This window comes from Bradyrhizobium sp. 147, assembly GCF_023073935.1.
Classification (GTDB): Bacteria; Pseudomonadota; Alphaproteobacteria; order Rhizobiales; family Xanthobacteraceae; genus Bradyrhizobium.
Genome location: NZ_JADPKL010000024.1, coordinates 102,558 through 121,611, shown reverse-complemented (window position 1 = coordinate 121,611; position 19,054 = coordinate 102,558). Strand labels below are relative to the sequence as shown.

Annotated in this window: 18 protein-coding genes; 9 read left to right on the top strand and 9 right to left on the bottom strand. The window is 65.4% G+C overall.

Going from position 1 to position 19,054, the window contains the following annotated elements:
* Positions 1-13 precede the first annotated feature (13 nt).
* The gene (locus IVA87_RS06105) at positions 14-1,621 is read left to right on the top strand and encodes an L-aspartate oxidase (RefSeq protein ID WP_247303384.1); all 1,608 of its coding nucleotides are present in this window, start codon (positions 14-16) and stop codon (positions 1,619-1,621) included.
* Positions 1,622-1,631: 10 nt separating this feature from the next.
* Positions 1,632-2,510, top strand: coding sequence for a carboxylating nicotinate-nucleotide diphosphorylase (nadC, locus tag IVA87_RS06100; protein ID WP_247333019.1), 879 nt, complete (start codon positions 1,632-1,634; stop codon positions 2,508-2,510).
* Between the two features lie 41 nt (positions 2,511-2,551).
* On the opposite strand, the gene IVA87_RS06095 is transcribed toward nadC, so the two are convergent.
* Positions 2,552-4,000 (bottom strand): cell wall hydrolase, encoded by a 1,449-nt coding sequence (locus IVA87_RS06095; protein ID WP_247303388.1) that lies wholly within the window; start codon positions 3,998-4,000, stop codon positions 2,552-2,554.
* Between the two features lie 214 nt (positions 4,001-4,214).
* Here IVA87_RS06095 and IVA87_RS06090 point away from each other — a divergent pair, with 214 nt between their 5' ends.
* On the top strand, positions 4,215-4,517 hold the full coding sequence (locus tag IVA87_RS06090; protein WP_247333018.1) for a hypothetical protein: 303 nt from the start codon (positions 4,215-4,217) through the stop codon (positions 4,515-4,517).
* 75 nt (positions 4,518-4,592) lie between these two features.
* Here IVA87_RS06090 and ppdK read toward each other — a convergent pair whose 3' ends face one another.
* Positions 4,593-7,508: a pyruvate, phosphate dikinase gene (gene ppdK, locus IVA87_RS06085; RefSeq protein ID WP_247333017.1), complete on the bottom strand. Its 2,916-nt coding sequence runs from the start codon at positions 7,506-7,508 to the stop codon at positions 4,593-4,595.
* Positions 7,509-7,603: 95 nt separating this feature from the next.
* A complete protein-coding gene (locus IVA87_RS06080) occupies positions 7,604-7,759 on the bottom strand; it encodes a DUF3096 domain-containing protein (protein ID WP_008562090.1) in 156 nt (51 codons plus the stop codon).
* Positions 7,760-7,982: 223 nt separating this feature from the next.
* On the opposite strand from IVA87_RS06080, the gene IVA87_RS06075 reads away from it, so the two are divergent.
* Positions 7,983-8,336 (top strand): DUF1236 domain-containing protein, encoded by a 354-nt coding sequence (locus IVA87_RS06075; protein WP_247279670.1) that lies wholly within the window; start codon positions 7,983-7,985, stop codon positions 8,334-8,336.
* 209 nt (positions 8,337-8,545) lie between these two features.
* Here the strand turns inward: IVA87_RS06075 and glyS are convergent, their stop codons facing one another.
* The 6 genes from glyS to IVA87_RS06045 form a co-directional block, all read right to left on the bottom strand.
* Complete coding sequence (glyS, locus tag IVA87_RS06070; RefSeq protein WP_247300859.1) at positions 8,546-10,657, bottom strand: glycine--tRNA ligase subunit beta; 2,112 nt, start codon at positions 10,655-10,657, stop codon at positions 8,546-8,548.
* A complete protein-coding gene (locus IVA87_RS06065; RefSeq protein WP_247300860.1) occupies positions 10,657-11,595 on the bottom strand; it encodes a glycine--tRNA ligase subunit alpha in 939 nt (312 codons plus the stop codon). The genes glyS and IVA87_RS06065 overlap by 1 nt, the downstream gene beginning before the upstream one ends.
* Positions 11,596-11,787: 192 nt before the next feature.
* Positions 11,788-11,979 (bottom strand): hypothetical protein, encoded by a 192-nt coding sequence (locus IVA87_RS06060; protein ID WP_247300861.1) that lies wholly within the window; start codon positions 11,977-11,979, stop codon positions 11,788-11,790.
* Positions 11,980-12,084: 105 nt separating this feature from the next.
* Positions 12,085-12,993 (bottom strand): S49 family peptidase, encoded by a 909-nt coding sequence (locus IVA87_RS06055; protein ID WP_247300862.1) that lies wholly within the window; start codon positions 12,991-12,993, stop codon positions 12,085-12,087.
* Between the two features lie 214 nt (positions 12,994-13,207).
* Positions 13,208-13,975 carry a methyltransferase gene (locus tag IVA87_RS06050; RefSeq protein WP_247333016.1) on the bottom strand — a complete coding sequence of 256 codons (768 nt, stop codon included), beginning with the start codon at positions 13,973-13,975 and terminating at the stop codon, positions 13,208-13,210.
* A complete protein-coding gene (locus IVA87_RS06045; RefSeq protein WP_166817884.1) occupies positions 13,968-14,195 on the bottom strand; it encodes a DUF2007 domain-containing protein in 228 nt (75 codons plus the stop codon). The genes IVA87_RS06050 and IVA87_RS06045 overlap by 8 nt, the downstream gene beginning before the upstream one ends.
* Before the next feature lie 132 nt (positions 14,196-14,327).
* Here IVA87_RS06045 and IVA87_RS06040 point away from each other — a divergent pair, with 132 nt between their 5' ends.
* From IVA87_RS06040 to IVA87_RS06020, 5 genes are all read left to right on the top strand, one after another.
* The gene (locus tag IVA87_RS06040) at positions 14,328-15,335 is read left to right on the top strand and encodes a polyprenyl synthetase family protein (RefSeq protein ID WP_247300864.1); all 1,008 of its coding nucleotides are present in this window, start codon (positions 14,328-14,330) and stop codon (positions 15,333-15,335) included.
* A gap of 374 nt (positions 15,336-15,709) precedes the next feature.
* Positions 15,710-16,225: a helix-turn-helix domain-containing protein gene (locus tag IVA87_RS06035; protein WP_247300865.1), complete on the top strand. Its 516-nt coding sequence runs from the start codon at positions 15,710-15,712 to the stop codon at positions 16,223-16,225.
* A 1-nt stretch (position 16,226) separates the two neighbouring features.
* The gene (gene fabF / locus IVA87_RS06030; protein ID WP_247300866.1) at positions 16,227-17,489 is read left to right on the top strand and encodes a beta-ketoacyl-ACP synthase II; all 1,263 of its coding nucleotides are present in this window, start codon (positions 16,227-16,229) and stop codon (positions 17,487-17,489) included.
* 44 nt (positions 17,490-17,533) lie between these two features.
* Entirely contained in the window at positions 17,534-18,166 is a 633-nt protein-coding gene (locus IVA87_RS06025) for a LysE family translocator (RefSeq protein WP_247300867.1), read from the top strand.
* Positions 18,159-19,037: an alpha/beta hydrolase gene (locus tag IVA87_RS06020; RefSeq protein ID WP_247300868.1), complete on the top strand. Its 879-nt coding sequence runs from the start codon at positions 18,159-18,161 to the stop codon at positions 19,035-19,037. Before IVA87_RS06025 ends, IVA87_RS06020 begins: the two co-directional genes overlap by 8 nt.
* Positions 19,038-19,054: the final 17 nt, after the last annotated feature.

Genomic DNA, 19,054 nt, shown 5'->3' with positions numbered 1-19,054 from the left:
CAATGGAGAAACCATGCAAGACAAAATCGAAAATCTCACCCGCACCACCGACGACGTGGTCATCGTCGGCGGCGGCCTTGCCGGATTATTCTGCGCGCTGAAGCTCGCGCCGCGGCCCGTGACGCTGATCTCGGCTGCACCGCTCGGACAGGGCGCGTCCTCCGCATGGGCACAAGGCGGCATCGCGGCGGCGGTGGCCGAAGGCGATACTCCGGAAGCGCATACCGAGGATACGATTGCCGTCGGGGGCGGTCTCGTCGATGAAGCCGTTGCACTGGGGATGGCGCGGGAAGCGGCGCCGCGAATCCATGATCTTCTCGCCTTTGGCGTCCCATTCGATCGCGACCTAGAAGGAAAGCTCGCTGTCGGACGCGAAGCCGCGCACTCGGCCCGGCGCATCGTACATGTGCGCGGCGACGGAGCCGGTGCCGCGATCATCGCGGCCTTGAGCGAAGCGGTGCGCCACACGCCGTCGATCCGTGTCATCGAAGGTCTGGTCGCCGAAGCATTGTTGACCGAGCACGGTGCCGTCACGGGCATTCAACTGCGCGAGGCCGGCCGTCCCTCTGCACGGCCGATCACCCTCGCCTCGCGCGCGATCGTGCTGGCCACCGGCGGCCTTGGGCATCTCTATGCCGTCACCACCAATCCGCTCGAGGCCAGCGGCTCGGGCCTTGCGATCGCCGCACGCGCCGGTGCGGTAATCGCCGATCCGGAATTCGTGCAATTCCATCCGACCGCCATCAGGGTCGGGCGCGATCCGGCACCGCTTGCGACCGAGGCGCTGCGCGGCGAAGGCGCGACGCTCATCAACGGCAATGGCGAGCGTTTTATGGCGGCGCGCCATCCGCTCGCCGAGCTCGCACCGCGCGACATCGTCGCCCGCGGCGTCTTTGCCGAAATCGCGGCCGGACGCGGTGCCTTCCTCGATGCGCGCCAGGCGCTGGGTGCGCGCTTCGCCGACAAATTTCCGACCGTGCATGCAAGCTGCCTCGCCGCCGGAATCGATCCCGCGGCAGAGGCCATCCCGATCGCGCCGGCCGCGCACTATCACATGGGCGGCATCGCGGTGGACGCGCGCGGCCGCAGCTCGATCGACGGGCTCTGGGCCGGCGGCGAAGTGGCCTCCACTGGCGCCCATGGCGCCAACCGGCTCGCTTCCAATTCGTTGCTGGAGGCCGTGGTCTACGCCGCGCGCATCGCTGAGGACATCGCCGGCTGCGCCCTCCCCGCGCCTGCCCGGCTTCCGGACGCATTGGTGACGCCGCGCGGCGGCGCGCCGGAGGCTACGGCCGTGAAGCGGCTGCGAGCGATGATGAACACACGCGTCGGCGTCATCCGCGACGCCGACGGATTGGCGGAGGCCGTCCGCAGCTTCGCCGCGCTTGAACGCGAGGCCGGCAACATCACGCTGCGCAACATGGCGACCTCCGCGCTGCTGGTAGCCGCTGCTGCCTGGAGCCGGCGCGAGAGCCGCGGCGCGCATTTCCGCGCCGACCATCCGGCGGATGTCCCTGCCCTGGCGCAACGAACGATGACCACGCTCGACGCTGTGCGCGAAGTGGCCGACGGCCTCGCCGATCGCCCAATGCCACCCACCGCGCAACCCATCATGGCCTGACGGAGCTCTCATGATCACCGCAACCTCGCTGCTCTATCCCGACGCCTTTCTCTCGCCCCTCGCAATTGACGAGGCCGTGCAGCGTGCACTCGACGAAGATCTCGGTCGCGCCGGCGACGTCACCTCGCTGGCAACGATTCCGGAAGCAACGACGGCGCAGGCGATTCTGGTCGCGCGCCAGTCCGGCGTGATCGCCGGATTGCCGCTGGCGCTGGCGACGCTGCAAAAGCTCTCGCCCGACATCGACGTGCGTGCGCATGTCCGCGACGCCGCACGGGTTGCCCGCGGGCAGCAGGTGTTGACGATCTCAGGGCCCGCGCGCGCCATTCTCACGTCGGAGCGGACCGCACTGAACTTCGTCGGCCGCCTGTCGGGTATCGCGACGCTGACGGCCGCCTACGTCGCGCGCACCGAAGGCACGCGGATGCGCATCTGCTGCACGCGAAAGACCACGCCGGGATTGCGGGCGCTGGAAAAGTATGCCGTGCGCTGCGGCGGCGGTTTCAATCACCGCTTCGGCCTCGACGATGCGATCCTGATCAAGGACAATCACATCGCGGTCGCCGGCGGCATCCGCCCCGTGCTGGAGCGCGCCCGCGCTCATGCCGGCCATCTCGTCAAGATCGAGATCGAGGTGGACACGCTTGCGCAACTGCGCGAGGTGCTGGCCACCGGAATGGCCGACGCGGTGCTGCTCGACAACATGGATATCGCGACGTTGCGCGAGGCGGCGCGGATCAACGAGGGCCGCCTCAAGCTGGAAGCGTCCGGCGGCGTCACACTGGACTCGATCGCGGCGATCGCCGCCACCGGCGTCGACTACGCCTCGGCCGGCGCGCTGACGCATTCGGCGCCGAATTTCGACTGTGCGCTGGATATCGAGGCGTGATGGTCCTTGCTTCTCCCTGCAAGCGGGGCGAGGGAAGAAAACTACCGCCGCTCGCCCATCTCCGCGGAACTCTTGGCTTCCTGCGCGAGCGCGGCGGAAAGCGCTGCGGTCTGCGCCGGCGTGCCCCAGCTTGGCTCCTCGCTGCCATCGCCCCAGGCGCGCGGACGGTAGAAGGTGTGCACGCCGGTCTTGTACATCTTCTTCATCTCGGCGACCCAGGACGGGCGCACCCAATAGGCATGGTAGTGCGTGGACTTGCCGACCTCGGGCAGCCAGATCTGGCCATCGAGCATCGCCTTCGAAATCTTCTTGGCGCGCTCCCACATCTCGGGCTCGCGGATCACGTCGGCGTTGTTGTCGCAGGCGAAGGTGAACTGGCAGGCCAGGTGGCGGTATTTGTTCTGATAGACCACGCCGCACACGGTGTCGGGATATTTTCCCGAGAACACGCGGTTCATCACGACCTGCGCGACCGCCATCTGGCCGCGCACGGCCTCGCCGCGCGATTCGAAATAGACCGCTTCGGCGAGACACTTCTCGGACTTGGCGCGCGACTTGTCGTCGAGCGCGAGCCGCTCCGCGGGCGATCTGGCGCGCTGGTTGTCGGCGTTGACCTCGCCCTTCGGCGCGACGCTCTCGCCGCTCTCGATGTCCTTGGCGATCTCGGCTGCCGGCGGCGACAGCGAGGCCGTCACCTTCATATCGGGATCAGGCATCACGATCAGCGGCTCGGCCCCGGGCTGCCAGCTCTCGATGCTCTCGAGACTACCGCCGAGCGAGGAGCTGCCGAAGAACAGGTTCGACGTCTTGACGCTGAAGGGATCGCGCGCCGGGGCGGCCGGCGTCGTGGCCCGCTTCAGCGCTTCCAGCGGCTGCACCGCCAACGCGCGCGCGGCATCGCTGGCCTGCGGCGCATTGGTATATTGCGGCAGCGGCGGCGCACGGAGCGCTTCCTGGAGCTCGGGATCGAGCGCGGCCGCGGACTCCGGCGACATCGGCGGCGGTAAGGCGGCGGTCTTGGCACCGAACACCGAGCTGTTCGAGGTCGCGGGATTTTCCTGCGCGGGCGCTGCCGGCGGCGCAGCCGCCTCGGGAGGTGTCGTCGGGGTCATGATCGCGAGGCGATCACCCTTCATCGAGCGATCGACCTTTGGAAAATCGGCGGCCTGGTAGCGCGGCGGCGTCTGCGCCGCCGGATTGCGGCTGATCGCACCCGTGACGTCGCGGCCATCGATGCTGGCGAGGCGAACCATCGCGCTCTGCGGAACCGAAGTGCCGATCGGTCGGGAAAAACTGTAGGTGGCGAGCTGGATCGAGGACGCCGCGGAATACACCTGCTTCTGCCAACGCTCGGCGACGCCGGGTTGGCGCGCCAGCAGCGAGGCAATGTCCTGATAGCCGGTCTCTCTCGGCATCAATGCGAAGATGCAGAGACCGATGCCGAAGGACGCGAACCGCGCGCCCTTCGGATGGTTACGCAACACTGACATCGATACGCTCACGCTACGCTTACGCCAGTTCGATCGAACGTCAGTACATCCGTGCAATTCGATCTTGATTGTAAGTATCCAATTTAGGTTGCCGGGGCGTTAATCGACGTTGCGCGCCCGGCACACTCAAGCAAACACGGGTGTTTTCAGGGGGCGATCGCGCACGGTGGTAAATGCGTCGTCACATCGAGCGGTAAACAACCGGTCAACGCGAATGGTGAAGGAACTCTTGCGCACATGTATCAATACGGGACGCGCGATCATTATGCTGTTTCGCGTTTGCGCAAAGCGTTCCCCCATCACGGGTGTCACGCTCCGCGAAAGCGGGGCATCCAGTACGCCGCGTCGTCGCCATTCATCACGACCGCTCGGCGTACTGGATCGCCTGGTCAAGCCGGGCGATCACAGCGAGAAAGTGGCGAGCCCGTCCCATAACCTCGTCATTGCGAGCGCAGCGAAGCAAATCCAGTCTGCCTCCGCGGAACGATTCTGGATTGCTTCGCTGCGCTCGCAATGACAGCAGGGATACAGCATCACGCAAAAAGAGGCGGGGTTTGTCCCGCCTCTCTCGCACTCATCATTTCAATTCTGCTTACGCCTGGCTCGCGATTGCCTTGCCGAGCGCGGCTTGCGCCGCAGCCAGGCGGGCGATCGGCACGCGGTAGGGCGAGCAGGAGACGTAGTCGAGGCCGATCGTGTGGCAGAAGGCGACCGAGGCGGGATCGCCGCCGTGCTCGCCGCAGATGCCGACCTTGAGCGAGGCCCGCGTCTTGCGGCCGCGCGCGACGCCGATCTTGACGAGCTCACCGACGCCCTCTTGATCAAGCGCGATGAAGGGATCGACCGAGAGGATGCCCTTTGCCACGTAGGGACCGAGGAAGCTCGCCGCGTCGTCGCGGCTGATGCCGTACGTCGTCTGCGTGAGATCGTTGGTGCCGAACGAGAAGAACTCGGCGCTCTCCGCGATCTCGGCTGCGAGCAGACAGGCGCGCGGCAGCTCGATCATGGTGCCGACCTGATAGGCGAGCTTCGTATTCGTCTCGCGCATCACCGCCTGCGCAGTCGCATCGATCCGCGCCTTGACGAGGTCGAGCTCGGCCTTGGTCGCGATCAGCGGGACCATCACCTCGAGACCGATGGCCTTGCCGGTGCGCCTCTGCGCCTCGACCGCGGCCTCGAAGATCGCGCGCGCCTGCATCTCGGCTATTTCAGGATAGGCAATCGCGATGCGGCAGCCGCGGAAGCCGAGCATCGGATTGAACTCCGAGAGCTCGCGGGCGCGGTCGGCCAGGCGCCGCGGATCGGTGTTCATGGCGCGCGCCACCTCCTCGACCTCGGCATGGGTGTGCGGCAGGAACTCGTGCAGCGGCGGATCAAGCAGGCGGATCGTGACGGGAAGACCCTTCATGATCTCGAACAGCTCGACGAAGTCGGCGCGCTGCATCGGCAGCAGCTTGGCGAGCGCGGCACGGCGCGCCTGCTCGTCTTCGGAGAGGATCATTTCGCGCACCGTGCGGATGCGCGTCTCCTCGAAGAACATGTGCTCGGTTCGGCACAGGCCGATGCCTTCGGCGCCGAACTTGATCGCGGTGCGGGCATCCTCGGGCGTATCGGCATTGACGCGCACGCCGATCTTGCGGACCTGGTCGGCCCAGTTCATCAACGTGCCGAACTCGCCGGACAGCTCCGGCTCGATCATCGGCATGCGGCCGGCGAGCACCTGGCCGAGCGAACCGTCGATGGTGATGACGTCGCCGGTCTTGAAGGTGCGCGAGCCGATGCTCATGGTACCGCGGCCGTAGTCGACGCGGATGGTGCCGCAGCCGGAGACGCAGGGCTTGCCCATGCCGCGCGCGACCACCGCTGCGTGCGAGGTCATGCCGCCGCGCGTGGTCAAGATGCCTTCGGCGGCGTGCATGCCGTGGATGTCTTCCGGGCTGGTCTCGATCCGAACCAGGATCACCTTGCGTCCGTCGGCCTGGAGCTTGGCCGCCTCGTCCGAGGAGAACACGATCTCGCCGGAGGCCGCTCCCGGCGAGGCCGGCAGGCCGGTCGCGATCACGTCGCGCTTGGCATCGGGATCGATGGTCGGATGCAACAGCTGATCGAGCGAGGCTGGATCGATCCGGGTCACCGCTTCCCTTTTCGAAATCAGGCCTTCATTGGCGAGCTCGACCGCGATGCGCAGCGCCGCTTTCGCAGTGCGCTTGCCGCTGCGGGTCTGGAGCATCCAGAGCTTGCCCTGCTCGACCGTGAACTCCATGTCCTGCATGTCGCGGTAGTGCTTCTCGAGCAGCGTGTAGATCCGCGTCAGCTCCTTGAAGGCCTCCGGCATCGCCGATTCCATCGACGCCTTGTCGGAGCCCGATTCCTTCCGCGCCTCCTCGGTGATGTCCTGCGGCGTGCGGATACCCGCCACCACGTCCTCGCCTTGCGCGTTGATCAGGAATTCGCCGTAGAGCTTGCTCTCGCCGGTCGAGGGATTGCGCGTGAAGGCAACGCCGGTCGCGGAGGTATCGCCCATATTGCCGAACACCATGGCCTGCACGTTGACCGCGGTGCCCCAGGATTCTGGAATGTCGTGCAGCTTGCGGTAGGTCACCGCGCGCGCGTTCATCCAGGAGGAAAACACCGCGCCGATCGCGCCCCAGAGCTGGTCGTGCGGATCCTGCGGGAATTCCTTGCCGGTCTCGCGCGCGACCGCGTCCTTGTACTTGCCGACCAGCTCGACCCAGTCGTCTGCGGACAGATCGGTGTCGAGCGTGTAGCCCTGGCTGTCCTTGAAGGTGTCGAGGATTTCCTCGAAATGATGATGCTCGAAGCCGAGCACCACGTCCGAATACATGGTGATGAAGCGGCGATAGCTGTCATAGGCAAAGCGGCGGTCACCCGACAGCTCGGCCAGCGCTTCCACGGTCTGATCGTTGAGGCCGAGATTGAGCACGGTGTCCATCATGCCCGGCATCGAGGCGCGCGCGCCGGAACGCACGGAGACGAGCAGCGGGTTCTTGGTGTCGCCGAACACTTTGCCGGTCAACTTGCCGACATGCTCCAGCGCCTTCTCAACCTGCGACTGCAGTTCCTTCGGATAGGTCTTGTCGTGTGCGTAGAAGTAGGTGCAGACCGAGGTCGGGATGGTGAAGCCCGGAGGTACCGGCAGGCCGAGATTGGCCATCTCGGCGAGGTTGGCGCCCTTGCCGCCGAGCAGGTCACGCATTTCCGAGCGGCCTTCGGCCTTGCCGTCACCAAATGTGAACACCCATTTGCCGGCCTTGGCCGCTGCTGGCGCCGCCTTGGCGGACGGAGTCTTCTTGGGTGCGGGCTTTGCAGCGACCTTCGGCAGAGCCGCCCTGGTCACAGCTTTTGCCGCCGGCTTGGCAGCGGGCTTTGCGACCGGCTTCGGCGCGCTTTTGGCCAGCGCCTTGCGGGCCCGCGGCGCAGCCTTTGCGGCGGTGGAGGACTTTGATTTCGCTGGCATTTTTTTGGGCTTCGAGGCGGCTTTGGCCATAGCTTGCACACAACCTGCGAGAGGAATGGGAAATCGCGGGCCTTACACCACTTTGGGCGGCCCGCGCAAGTCGGACAGTTCCGAAAAGTGAACGCCTAGAAGCGGAGCCACTTCAGGAGCCCAAGCCCGATCGCGCCATTCACGATGAGAAAGATCGCGACGATCAGATTGAGGAGTCGCGGCATGATCAGGATGAGCACGCCCGCAATCAACGACAGGATCGGCGAAATGTGGGCGACGGTGATGTGCATGAATTATCTTTCTGTGGAGGTGGACGAATCGCGGGCGGATCATAGCGGCCCCGGTTCCGCGAGTAGAGACGCGGAAAGCCGATGCGAGTTCCCGGCTTCTCGAAAACTGCCCGAAATTGCCGCGGATACGGCAGGCCTTTTCCCGGAACATTGCGAAGTCGCATGCATTGGCCACCGGTTGCGCCACTGGCGCTTGCCAAACATCACATCGAAGGAGTTGCCCATGCGGAACAGGATTCTTGCCCTTGCAGCGCTGGGCGTTGCGATCGGCTCGCCCCTTGCGGCACAGGCGCAAAGCGATGTCACGGTGGGACGCGCGCCTACCGTGGTCGACAGCGCCCCCAGCATTGCCGTCGACCAGCGGCCGGCCTTCCGCGACTATGTCGTCGAACAACGTGTGCCGCCCTTCCGCATTCCGGATCGCGTGGTGGTCGGTGCCACCTTACCCGAGAGCGGCGTCACGTATTATGACGTGCCGCAGCGTTTCGGCGCCACCACCTATCGCTACACCGTCGTGAACGGCGAGACCGTGCTGGTCGAACCGCGCTCGCGCCGCATCGTCGAGGTACTGGACTGAGACTGAGATCGACTACTTGAGATCGACTAGATGTCCGGCGCGCCACATCAGGCTGGCGCGAGCAGTGTTAAATCGGACATCAGGCCCCGCCCGGTCCTCCCCCCGCCGGGCGGGGCACTTTTTGCGTGCCACATCAACAGCCGTCATTCCGGGCTCGCGCCAAGTGGCGCGCCCCGGAATGACAGCGGTGGTAAAGGCGCTACTGCCCGTCAATCCTGGATCTTCGAGAAATCCGCCACCGCCCGCGTGGCGCTGCGAATCTCGTTCAGCAGCTTCAACCGATTCTCGCGCACCTTCCCATCGTCGTCATTGACGCGAACCTTTTCGAAAAACGAATCCACGGGCGGACGCAATTTCGCCAGAGCGCTCATGGCCGCGGCAAAGTCTTCCTTGGCGACGGCAGCGCTCGCCTCCGCCTTGACCTCGCCGATCGCTTTCGCCAGCGCCTTCTCTTCATCGAGGCTGTAGAGCGCAGCATCCGGCGCCCCGTCGAACGTGCGCTTGTCCTTCTTCTCCTCGATCGAGAGGATGTTGCTGGCGCGCTTGGTGCCGGCCAGCAGGTTCTTGCCGTCGTCACTGTCGAGAAACTTGCCCAGCGCCTCGACGCGGCGCACGATCATCAGAAGATCGTCCTGGCCGCCGAGCGCGAACACGGCATCGACGAGATCGTGGCGCGCGCCCTGCTCGCGGAGCTGGACCTTGAGGCGGTCGGCGAAAAAGGCGAGCAGGTCTATCGGAAGCTTTTGCGCATCGGCCGGCTTGACCGACAAACCGGCGAGTGCGGACGCCGCCACCTTCATGACCGACAAACGCAGCGCGTTCTCGGCAATCAACCGGATCACCCCGAGGGCAGCTCTCCGCAGCGCATACGGATCCTTGCTCCCCGTCGGCTTTTCGTCGATAGCCCAAAAGCCAACGAGCGTATCCATCTTATCGGCGAGCGCCACAGCAACGCTGACCGGATCAGTCGGCACGCGATCGGCAGGGCCTTGCGGCTTGTAGTGCTCCTCGCAGGCGGCGGCGACCGAGGCGTCCTCGCCCTGCGCCAACGCATAATACTTGCCCATCAATCCCTGCACCTCGGGGAATTCGCCGACGACTTCGGTCAGCAGATCCGCCTTGGCCAGATGCGCGGCGCGCGTTGCCTTGCCGACGCCGGCGCCGACCAGCGGCGCGATCTCGGCCGCCAGGCGCTCGATGCGCTTGATGCGCGCGGCCTGCGTGCCGAGCTTCTCGTGGAACACGATCTGCTCGAATTTCGGCAGCCGCTCCTCAAGCTTGGTCTTCAGATCCGTTTCATAGAAGAACTTCGCATCACTGAGCCGCGCGCGGATGACGCGCTCGTTGCCGGCGATGATGGTCTTGCCGCCGTCCGTCGCCTCGATATTGGCGACGAGGATGAACTTATTGGCGAGCTTTCCGGCGTTATCCGTATTCTTGGGATCGCTGACGACGAAGCACTTCTGGTTGTTGCGGATGGTGGCGCGGATGACTTCCGCGGGCGTTGTCAAGAATTCCGGCTCGAACGAGCCCATCAGTACGACCGGCCATTCGACGAGGCCGGCGACCTCGTCGAGCAGGTTCTGGTCCTCGACGAGCTCGAACCCTTGCGCGAAGGCGAGCTGCTTGGCGTCGGTGAGGATCGCATCCTTGCGGCGCTCAGGGTCGAGCACGACCTTTGCGGCGAGAAGTTTGGCCTCGTAATCCTCGAAACGACGCACGGAAATCGCCGCGGGTGCGAGGAAGCGATGGCCGTAAGTGGTTTGGCCGGCCTCGATGCCGTCGACCGAGAACTTCACGACGTCGGGCTGTTCCGTCTCGAGCCCGAAAGTCGCGGTGATTGCGTGCAGCGGACGCACCCAGTTCAGCGATCCGGGTTTGCCGGAGCGCGCGCCCCAGCGCATCGCTTTCGGCCAGGGGAAGGTGCGGATGATCACCGGCAGGATTTCCGCGAGCACGTCGATCGCGGCGCGGCCGGGCTTCTCGATCAGCGCAATATAGAAGTCGCCCTTCGGATCCCGTTGGATCTTGGCTTCGTCGAGCGAACTCAAACCGGTAGCCTTCAGAAAACCCTGCACGGCCGCATCGGGCGCGCCAATTTTCGGTCCGCGGCGTTCGGTCTTGAGGTCCGGCTGGCGCGCAGGGATGCCGTGCACGGTCAGCGCGAGGCGGCGCGGCGTCGCGAACGCCTTTGCGCCCTCGTAGACGAGGCCTTCGGCGACCAGCTTGTCGGTGACCATGCGGCGCAGATCGTCGGCCGCCTTGGCCTGCATGCGCGCGGGGATTTCTTCCGAGAACAGTTCGAGCAAAAGATCGGGCATCAGGCAGCTCCGCCCGCTTCAGTATGGATCCAGGCTTCGCCACAGGCCTTGGCCAGCTCGCGCACGCGCAGAATGTAGCTCTGCCGCTCGGTCACGGAGATCACGCCGCGTGCATCGAGCAGGTTGAAGACGTGGCTCGCCTTGATGCACTGGTCATAGGCCGGCAGCGCCATCAGATGCTGCTTGCTGTTGCCGCCTTCGCGCCAGCCGGCCTCGAGATATTTCCTGCAGGCCGCTTCGGCCATCCTGAACTGCTCGAACAGCATCGCGGTGTCGGCATGTTCAAAGTTGTGCCGCGAATATTCCTGCTCGGCTTGCAGGAAGACGTCGCCATAGGTGACCCTGGCGGCGCCATCGCGGCCGTTGAAGTTGAGGTCGTAGACGCGATCGACGCCCTGCACATACATCGCCAGGCGCTCGAGCCCGTAGGTGAGCTCGCCCGCCACCGGCGCGCATTCGAAGCCCGCGACCTGCTGGAAATAGGTGAACTGGCTGACTTCCATACCGTCGCACCAGCATTCCCACCCGAGGCCCCAGGCGCCCAGCGTCGGGCTCTCCCAATCGTCCTCGACGAAGCGGATATCGTGCACGGCGGAATCGATGCCGATCGCGGCGAGCGACTTCAGGTACAGCTCCTGAAGGTTCGGCGGCGACGGTTTCATGATCACCTGGAACTGGTAGTAGTGCTGCATCCGGTTCGGGTTTTCGCCGTAGCGACCGTCCTTGGGTCGGCGCGAGGGCTGCACATAGGCCGCGTTCCACGGCTTTGGCCCGAGCGCGCGCAGGGTGGTCGCCGGATGAAAGGTGCCCGCGCCCATCTCCATGTCATAGGGCTGCAGGATCACGCAGCCCTGCTCGGCCCAGAACCGCTGGAGCGCGAGGATGAAGCCCTGGAACGAGCGTTCCGGGCGCATATGGGCGGGCAAGGAGGCGTCCATCGTCAGATCAGGCTCTCGCGGGGGGTTTTGATTCGCGCGGGACCGTATCGGCGGCGGGGATGAGAATCAAGGCGAAGGGGGAGAAATGGCAGTCATTCCGGGGCGATGCGCAGCATCGAACCCGGAATCTCGAGATTCCGGGTTCGCCCTAGGGCGCCCCGGAATGACGGTGCGTGTGAAAGCCAGAACCACCTATCCCGGGCGGTAAGCTCCGGTCACGGGGTCACGTTTCAGCGTCGGGATGTCCCCCATATGGGCGGCTTCGGTGACGCGCGACAAGCGCATCTCCTCCAGCTCCTGGTTGATCCGGACAGCGGTCTTGTAGGCCCAGCGGACCACGGCAAGCCCGCCCAGCACGCCCGCGAAAGCGACGAACGGCGGCATCGGTCGATCCTTGTCTAGTGCTCAGCCCCCACGCGCATTGTTGCGCAGATGGACCTGCGCCGCAATCGGAGGGTCGAGGGGCCAAATGGCGCGGGAGTGCGAGCCCTAGAACCCGAATTTCGCCCAAATCGCCCGCGTCTCGACCGCCGAGATCAGCTCATCCGGCAGACCGGCCATTGATTCCAGCGCCGAAAGCTGACCCGCCCCGGGCGATTTCCGGCCCAGAAGACCGGACAACAGACCGGTCGGCTGCGCGATCACAGGGGTGAGAACCTTCTCGCCGTAGCGGGCACGAAGAGTTGAGCGGAGATCGCCGATGCTGTCGGCGAGCCCCAGCGCGACTGCGCTCTCGCCCGCCCAATATTCGCCCGTGAACAGGGTGTCGTCGGTGCCTCTCAGGCGCCCGCCGCGGCTGTCCTTTACCAGGGCAATGAAGATCTGGTGGATCTCGCGCTGGATCGCCTTCAGCTTCGCTACGTCATCAGGATTTTCCGGGAGGAACGGATCGAGCATCGCCTTATGGGCGCCGGCGGTGTAGAGGCGCCGCTCGACGCCGAGCCGCTTGATCGCCTCCTGGAAACCAAAACTGCCACCGACCACGCCGATCGAACCGAGGATCGAAGAGGGATCGCAGATGATCTCATCGCCGGCACAGGCGATCATGTAGCCGCCTGAGGCGGCGACGTCCTCGACGAAGACCAGCACGGGCAGCTTCTTCTCCGCCGCGAGCTGCTTGATGCGCAGGTAGATCTGGCGCGACTGCACCGGCGAGCCGCCGGGCGAATTGATCACCAGCGCCACCGCCTTGGCGTTGCGATGTGAAAACGCCCGCTCCAGCACGCGCGCTATGCCCGCGAGCGTCATGCCAGGGCGCAGCGGCGTCACTGCGCCGATCACGCCGGACAGCCGCACCACGGGCACAATTGCCGTGCCGGGCCGGAAACGCGCCGGCAGATATTGCATGAGCTTGTCGGCCAGGCCGGAACTCTCACGATCGTTCAAATCTTCGGCCATGCCGTTACCTCTGTTTAACCATTTTTTATCACGCGACTGTCATTGGAAGTGCCTGGAACGTGTTTTGCAGATTTCCCGTTGGGAGGCTGCAATGAGGCAGCGGAGAACGCCATGAAAATCTATTTGCTGATGCTGCTGATCGGTGCGCTGTTCATGGCGATCCGCCTGACGACGCCGCAGGAACAGCAGTCGGAATCGCTTCCGCAATAAGCGATCACGGCTCCGCCAGCGGCAAGACCGCCCTTCCCTCCAGAATCTCCTTCACCTCTTTTTTAGGCACGCCCGACTCGTCATTGAGCATGAGGCCCGGCAGCACTCGCGCCGGCGCCCGGCCGCCTTTGACCGCGCGCACCAGCACCCGGATCGCCGGCCGCCCCGCCTCACCGTGAACTGGCAGGATCGACAGACTGCCGAAGCCGCGTGACAGCGCTGCCAGGACGTCGGCGATCCCATCTGCACGCCAGATCAACGTCAGCACGCCGTTCGATCGGAGGATGCGCCGCGCCGCATGCACCCATGCATTCAGCGTCTCGTCGCGCGCGACATGGGCGGTGTGACGTGCCTGGTCCGGCGACCCGCGATGCCGAACCGGATCGTTGAAAGGCGGGTTCATCAGCACCACGTCGACGCTGTCGGGCACGAGACCATTTGCCGCAAACGCCTGCGCATCGGCAGTGACGTCGAGCACGATCGTCTCGGCGGCAATTCCATTCGCCGCCGCGTTGGACCGCGCAAGCTCTGCCAGCACCGGATCGATCTCGACCAGGCCGAGCCGCAATCCAGCCACGCGCCTGGCAAGCGCGAGGCCCGCCACACCGATGCCGGCGCCGAGATCGATCGCGCGATCGCCCGCCTTGGCCGTGGTCGCCGCCGCAAGCAGGATGGCGTCGTGTCCGGCGCGATGGCCGGATCGCTTCTGCTTCAGGCGCAGCTGCCCGCCGAGAAAGGCGTCTTCGGTGATATCGGCTACGGCCTCAATCATCGCCGCGCAATTCGTGGCTGAGGCCGGCCTCGGTGAGAAGCTGGCGGGCCTCGACGGCGTCATCCTCATGGACCAGGATCCGCCGCGGCAGAATGCCGAGCGAGCCCTCGATGATGCTCATGTTCTGGTCAAGCACCAGATGATGGATATTGGCACCGTCGAGCAGCGCGCCGATCGCTGACACCAGCACCATGTCGTTGGTCCGAACCAGTTCACGCAAACGCAGGTCTCCTGCCTGAAAAAGAGGGAAGCGGCAAATGTCAATGGTTCCGCGGCACTTGCCGCATCCGCCACCAGTTTCTATTGTCTTTCCATCAGAATAGCCCTTCCGGGGCAAATATTGGAGACCGGCGTGGCCGTCATCGTACCTTTCGAAACTCCGGGCGCGTCGATCGAAGAGCTGGTTGCCCTTGTCGCCGGTGACATGGAGCGCGTCAACGCCACGATCCTGTCGCGGACCGGTTCTGATGTGACCATGATCCCTGAGGTCGCCAATCATTTGATCTCCTCCGGGGGAAAACGCCTGCGGCCAATGCTGACGCTCGCCATGGCCAACCTCGCCGGCTACACCGGCGACGGCCACATCAAGCTCGCCGCCTCCGTCGAGTTCATGCATACCGCGACCCTGCTCCACGACGACGTCGTCGACGAAAGCGAGATGCGCCGAGGCAAGCTGTCTGCGCGCATGCTCTGGGGCAACGAGGCGAGCGTGCTGGTCGGCGACTTCCTGCTCGGCCAAGCCTTCCGCATGATGGTCGAGGTCGGCTCGCTGCGCGCGCTGGACATCCTCTCTGCGGCCGCCGCGACCATCGCCGAGGGCGAGGTGATGCAGCTCGCCGCGGCCAAGAACACCGCGACCACCGAGGACGAATATCTCGCCGTGATCCGCGGCAAGACGGCCGAGCTGTTCGCCGCCGCCTGCGAGGTCGGCCCCGTGATCGCCAACCGCCCGAAGGCGGAACAGACTGCCTGCCGCTCGGTCGGCATGAATCTCGGCATCGCCTTCCAGCTCGTCGACGACGTGCTCGACTATGGCGGCAAGAGCGCCAAACTCGGCAAGAACACCGGCGACGATTTCCGCGAAGGCAAGATCACGCTGCCGGTCGTGCTCGCCTTCCGCCGCGGCAACGACACCGAGCGCGCCTTCTGGATTCGGGCACTGGAGCGCGGCGACGTCGGCGATTCCGATCTCGATCACGCCATCGGCCTGATGAACAAGCACCGCGCGCTGGAGGACACGCTGAGCCGCGCCCAGCACTACGGCGCCATGGCTGTGGACGCGCTGGCACTGTTCCCGTCCTCGCCGATGAAGAGCGCGCTGGAACAGGTCGTGGCGTTCTGTCTGGCGCGATCACATTAGGCGTGACCGCCCGACGCGCTCTCCACTCGTCAACTGCCGCGGTGACGATCTGGATTGCTGCTTCGCTCCGCTCCCAATGCCGGAGCGTTAGAGGCAGCATCGCACTCCCTTCCGTGTCCCGGACTGCAACGCTCGTCGCGTGGCCGCGCAGGGCCGGGACCCACGCGGCACGCGCAGCTCTCAGCAAGATGGGCCCCGGCGCTGCGCTGCGTCCGGGCGCGAGAGCGGTCCGGCAAGTGCCCGCCGCACATTCCGACCAGACGCGCTGTCTCCCACCGAACCGCTTTAGCCATCATATCACTTACGCTGCTCGCGCCTGCTGCTGCCTGCCCCAGTCACTTGCCTTTTGCAAGTCACTCACCTACCTTGCTGCCATGCAGCCCAAATCTCCCTCCATCCTGGAATGCCCTGTCGGCCGCGCCGTGGAGACGGTCGGCGAATGGTGGAGCATTTTGATCCTGCGCGATGCGTTTCAGGGCGCGACGAAATTCGACGAGTTTTCGCAAAGCCTCGGGATCGCGCCGAACATCCTGTCGCGGCGGCTCGCCCATCTCACCGAGAACGGCATGTTTGTTCGCCGCCGCTATCATGAGCGGCCGCCGCGCTACGAATATGCGCTGACGGACAAGGCGCGGGATTTCTTTCCCGTGATCGTGGCGCTGCTCGCCTGGGGCAACAAGCATCTCGCTCCGAAGGGCGAAGCCATCCTGCTGGCGAGCCGAGACGAGATCCGCCCGTTCGATCCTGTCGTCGTCGATGCCGCCGACCTGCGTCCGATCACGCTCACCAATGCAGTCGTCATCGCCGGTCCACGCGCCAGCCGCGGGATGCGCAAACGACTCGCTTCACTCAAGGCCATGAACCCGGCCGTCGCGCCGTCTGGAGACTGACATGCGTCGTATCGTCGTGACGGGAATGGGCGCGGTGTCGCCGCTTGGCTGCGGTGTCGAGCGGTCTTGGCGCCGGCTGTTGGCCGGTCAAAGCGGGCTGCGCCCTCTGCCCGAATGGGCGCAGGTACTGCCGGCGCACATCGCCGGGCTCGTGCCCGACAAGGCCGATGATGCCGAAGCCGGCTTCGATCCCGCACAGGCGGCTGCGCCAAAAGACCAGCGCAAGATGGACCGCTTCATCCTGTTCGCGCTGCTCGCCACCGCAGAAGCAGTGTCGCAGGCCAAATGGATGCCGCAGGACGCCGCGGCGCTGGCACGGACCGCGACGATCATCGCTTCCGGCGTCGGCGGCTTTCCGGCGATAGCAGAGGCGGTGCGCATCACGGAGCAGCGCGGCGCGCGCCGGCTCTCGCCCTTCACGATCCCCTCGTTCCTCGCCAATCTCGCCGCTGGCCACGTCTCGATCAGATACGGCTACAAGGGACCGCTGGGCACGCCCGTCACCGCCTGCGCGGCCGGGGTCCAGGCGATCGGCGATGCCGCGCGCATGATCCGCGCCGACGAGATCGACGTCGCAATCTGCGGCGGTGCGGAGGCCTGTATCGATATCGTCAGCCTCGGTGGCTTTGCTGCGGCACGTGCGCTGTCGAGCGGCTTCAACGATGAGCCTGCACGCGCCTCGCGCCCGTTCGATCGCGACCGCGACGGTTTTGTGATGGGCGAAGGCGCCGGCATCCTGGTGATCGAGGAACTGGAGCATGCTCTGGCGCGCGGCGCGGCGCCGATCGCGGAGATCGTCGGCTACGGCACGACCGCGGATGCCTATCACATGACCTCGGGTCCGCCCGATGGTGATGGCGCCCGCCGCGCGATGGAGATCGCGCTTCGGCAGGCGAACCTTGCGCCCGCGGATGTACAGCACCTCAATGCCCATGCGACATCAACGCCCGCCGGCGACGAGAGCGAGCTTGGCGCTATCGCCGCGCTGTTCGGCCGTGACCGCGGCATTGCCGTAAGCGCGACCAAATCGGCCACCGGCCATCTGCTCGGCGCCGCCGGCGGATTGGAGGCGATCTTCACCGTGCTCGCTTTACGCGACCAGATCGCGCCGCCGACGCTCAATCTCGAAAACCCGGATCCTGGCGCTGATGGCATCGACATCGTCGCCGGCGCAGCGCGGCCGATGCCGATGCAGAGCGCCATCTCGAACGGCTTCGGCTTTGGCGGGGTCAATGCCAGCGTGATCTTCCGCCGGATCGGCTAAACGAGGGGCCTTGCAATCGCGTCAGGCTTCGCTACCAAAACACAATGATCACGACGAATTTCTGGCTGTTCCTGGCGGCAGCTTGTCTCATTGCCGCCGTTCCCGGCCCCGGCATCTTCTATGTCGCGGCACGGACATTATCGGAGGGACGCGTCAGCGGTTTCGCATCGACTGCGGGCACGGCGCTGGGCGGACTGGTTCATGTGGTGGCGGGTAGCCTCGGCATCTCCGCGATCATCCTGGCCAGCGCCGAACTGTTCGCCGCAGTGAAATTTATCGGCGCGCTCTATCTGGTCTGGCTCGGTATCAAAACTTTTCGCAGCACCGGCCGGGCGCTGTCGCTCGCGAGCGAGCCCATCGGCGACAATCGCGCCTTTCGCGACGGTGTGCTGGTGGAGGCGCTGAACCCGAAGACCGCCGCCTTCTTCCTCGCCTTCATTCCACAGTTCCTCGATCCCGCAGGATCGGACCCCACGCTGCAATTCGTCCTCCTCGGCGCAATCTCGGTGACGCTGAATACGCTCGCCGATGTGGTGGTGGTGCTGATGGCAGCAGCGACGCGCAAGCAGCTGATCGGAAGGCCGCATCTGATGCGGCGCCTCACGCAGGGCTCGGGCGTCTTCATCGCCGGCCTCGGCCTGTCGCTCGCGCTGGCACGGCGGCCGGCAAATGGCTAGCGCCCCGCAAAGCCGGTTCTATGAATCGCACGGCCTGCGGCTGCATTGCGCAGACTGGGGCAACGAGGGCGCACCCATCGCCATCCTCGTCCATGGCGGCCGCGATCATTGCCGGAGCTGGGACGTCATCGCCGGATCGCTGCAGCCGCATTTCCACGTGCTCGCACCCGACCTGCGCGGACACGGCGATTCCGATTGGACCCGAGGCGGCAGCTACGCGCTGACGGAATATGTCTACGATCTTGCCCAGCTCGTCCGCATCATTGCTGCGCCGCAGGTGACGCTCATCGGCCATTCGATGGGCGGCATGGTCAGTCTGATCTTTTCGGGCTCATTCCCCGAGCTGGTCTCCAAGCTCGTCGTCCTCGACGGCGTGACCATGTTGCCGGACACGCCGAAGCCGCCGGTGCATGAGCGCATCGGCAAATGGGTGGCGCAGCTCGACAAGCTGCACGACCGCACGCCGCGCCGCTATTCGACGCTCCAGGCCGCAGCCGCGCAGATGATGCTTCACAACAAGCGGCTGTCCCGCGACCTCGCGCTGCATCTCGCCACGCATGGCGCGCGGCAGAACGAGGACGGCACCTATAGCTGGAAGTTCGATCACTACCAGCGCGCCAGTGCGCCGCACCGGCTCTGGCCAGACGACCACATCGAACTGTGGGCGCGCATCGCCTGCCCGACGCTGCTGCTCAATGCCGGCGAAAGTTTTCTGGCCGGCGCAAAGGCAGCGGGCCTGGAGAGGTATTTCCAGAACGCGCGCATCGAGACCGTCGCCGGGGCGGGACACTGGCTGCAGCATGACAAGCCGCAAGAGGTGCTGACTGAGATCCGGCGGTTTCTCGGGCTCGACGAGCAAAGTGCGGATTAGCTTGCTATCGTAGCCTT

Excerpts from the sequence above, each read along its gene's own strand:
- IVA87_RS06105 (WP_247303384.1), top strand. The coding sequence starts at position 14 with ATGCAAGACAAAATCGAAAATCTCACCCGCACCACCGACGACGTGGTC.
- nadC (WP_247333019.1), top strand. The coding sequence starts at position 1,632 with ATGATCACCGCAACCTCGCTGCTCTATCCCGACGCCTTTCTCTCGCCC.
- IVA87_RS06095 (WP_247303388.1), bottom strand. The coding sequence starts at position 4,000 with ATGTCAGTGTTGCGTAACCATCCGAAGGGCGCGCGGTTCGCGTCCTTC.
- IVA87_RS06090 (WP_247333018.1), top strand. The coding sequence starts at position 4,215 with ATGGTGAAGGAACTCTTGCGCACATGTATCAATACGGGACGCGCGATC.
- ppdK (WP_247333017.1), bottom strand. The coding sequence starts at position 7,508 with ATGGCCAAAGCCGCCTCGAAGCCCAAAAAAATGCCAGCGAAATCAAAG.
- IVA87_RS06080 (WP_008562090.1), bottom strand. The coding sequence starts at position 7,759 with ATGCACATCACCGTCGCCCACATTTCGCCGATCCTGTCGTTGATTGCG.
- IVA87_RS06075 (WP_247279670.1), top strand. The coding sequence starts at position 7,983 with ATGCGGAACAGGATTCTTGCCCTTGCAGCGCTGGGCGTTGCGATCGGC.
- glyS (WP_247300859.1), bottom strand. The coding sequence starts at position 10,657 with ATGCCCGATCTTTTGCTCGAACTGTTCTCGGAAGAAATCCCCGCGCGC.
- IVA87_RS06065 (WP_247300860.1), bottom strand. The coding sequence starts at position 11,595 with ATGGACGCCTCCTTGCCCGCCCATATGCGCCCGGAACGCTCGTTCCAG.
- IVA87_RS06060 (WP_247300861.1), bottom strand. The coding sequence starts at position 11,979 with ATGCCGCCGTTCGTCGCTTTCGCGGGCGTGCTGGGCGGGCTTGCCGTG.
- IVA87_RS06055 (WP_247300862.1), bottom strand. The coding sequence starts at position 12,993 with ATGGCCGAAGATTTGAACGATCGTGAGAGTTCCGGCCTGGCCGACAAG.
- IVA87_RS06050 (WP_247333016.1), bottom strand. The coding sequence starts at position 13,975 with ATGATTGAGGCCGTAGCCGATATCACCGAAGACGCCTTTCTCGGCGGG.
- IVA87_RS06035 (WP_247300865.1), top strand. The coding sequence starts at position 15,710 with ATGCAGCCCAAATCTCCCTCCATCCTGGAATGCCCTGTCGGCCGCGCC.
- fabF (WP_247300866.1), top strand. The coding sequence starts at position 16,227 with ATGCGTCGTATCGTCGTGACGGGAATGGGCGCGGTGTCGCCGCTTGGC.
- IVA87_RS06025 (WP_247300867.1), top strand. The coding sequence starts at position 17,534 with ATGATCACGACGAATTTCTGGCTGTTCCTGGCGGCAGCTTGTCTCATT.
- IVA87_RS06020 (WP_247300868.1), top strand. The coding sequence starts at position 18,159 with ATGGCTAGCGCCCCGCAAAGCCGGTTCTATGAATCGCACGGCCTGCGG.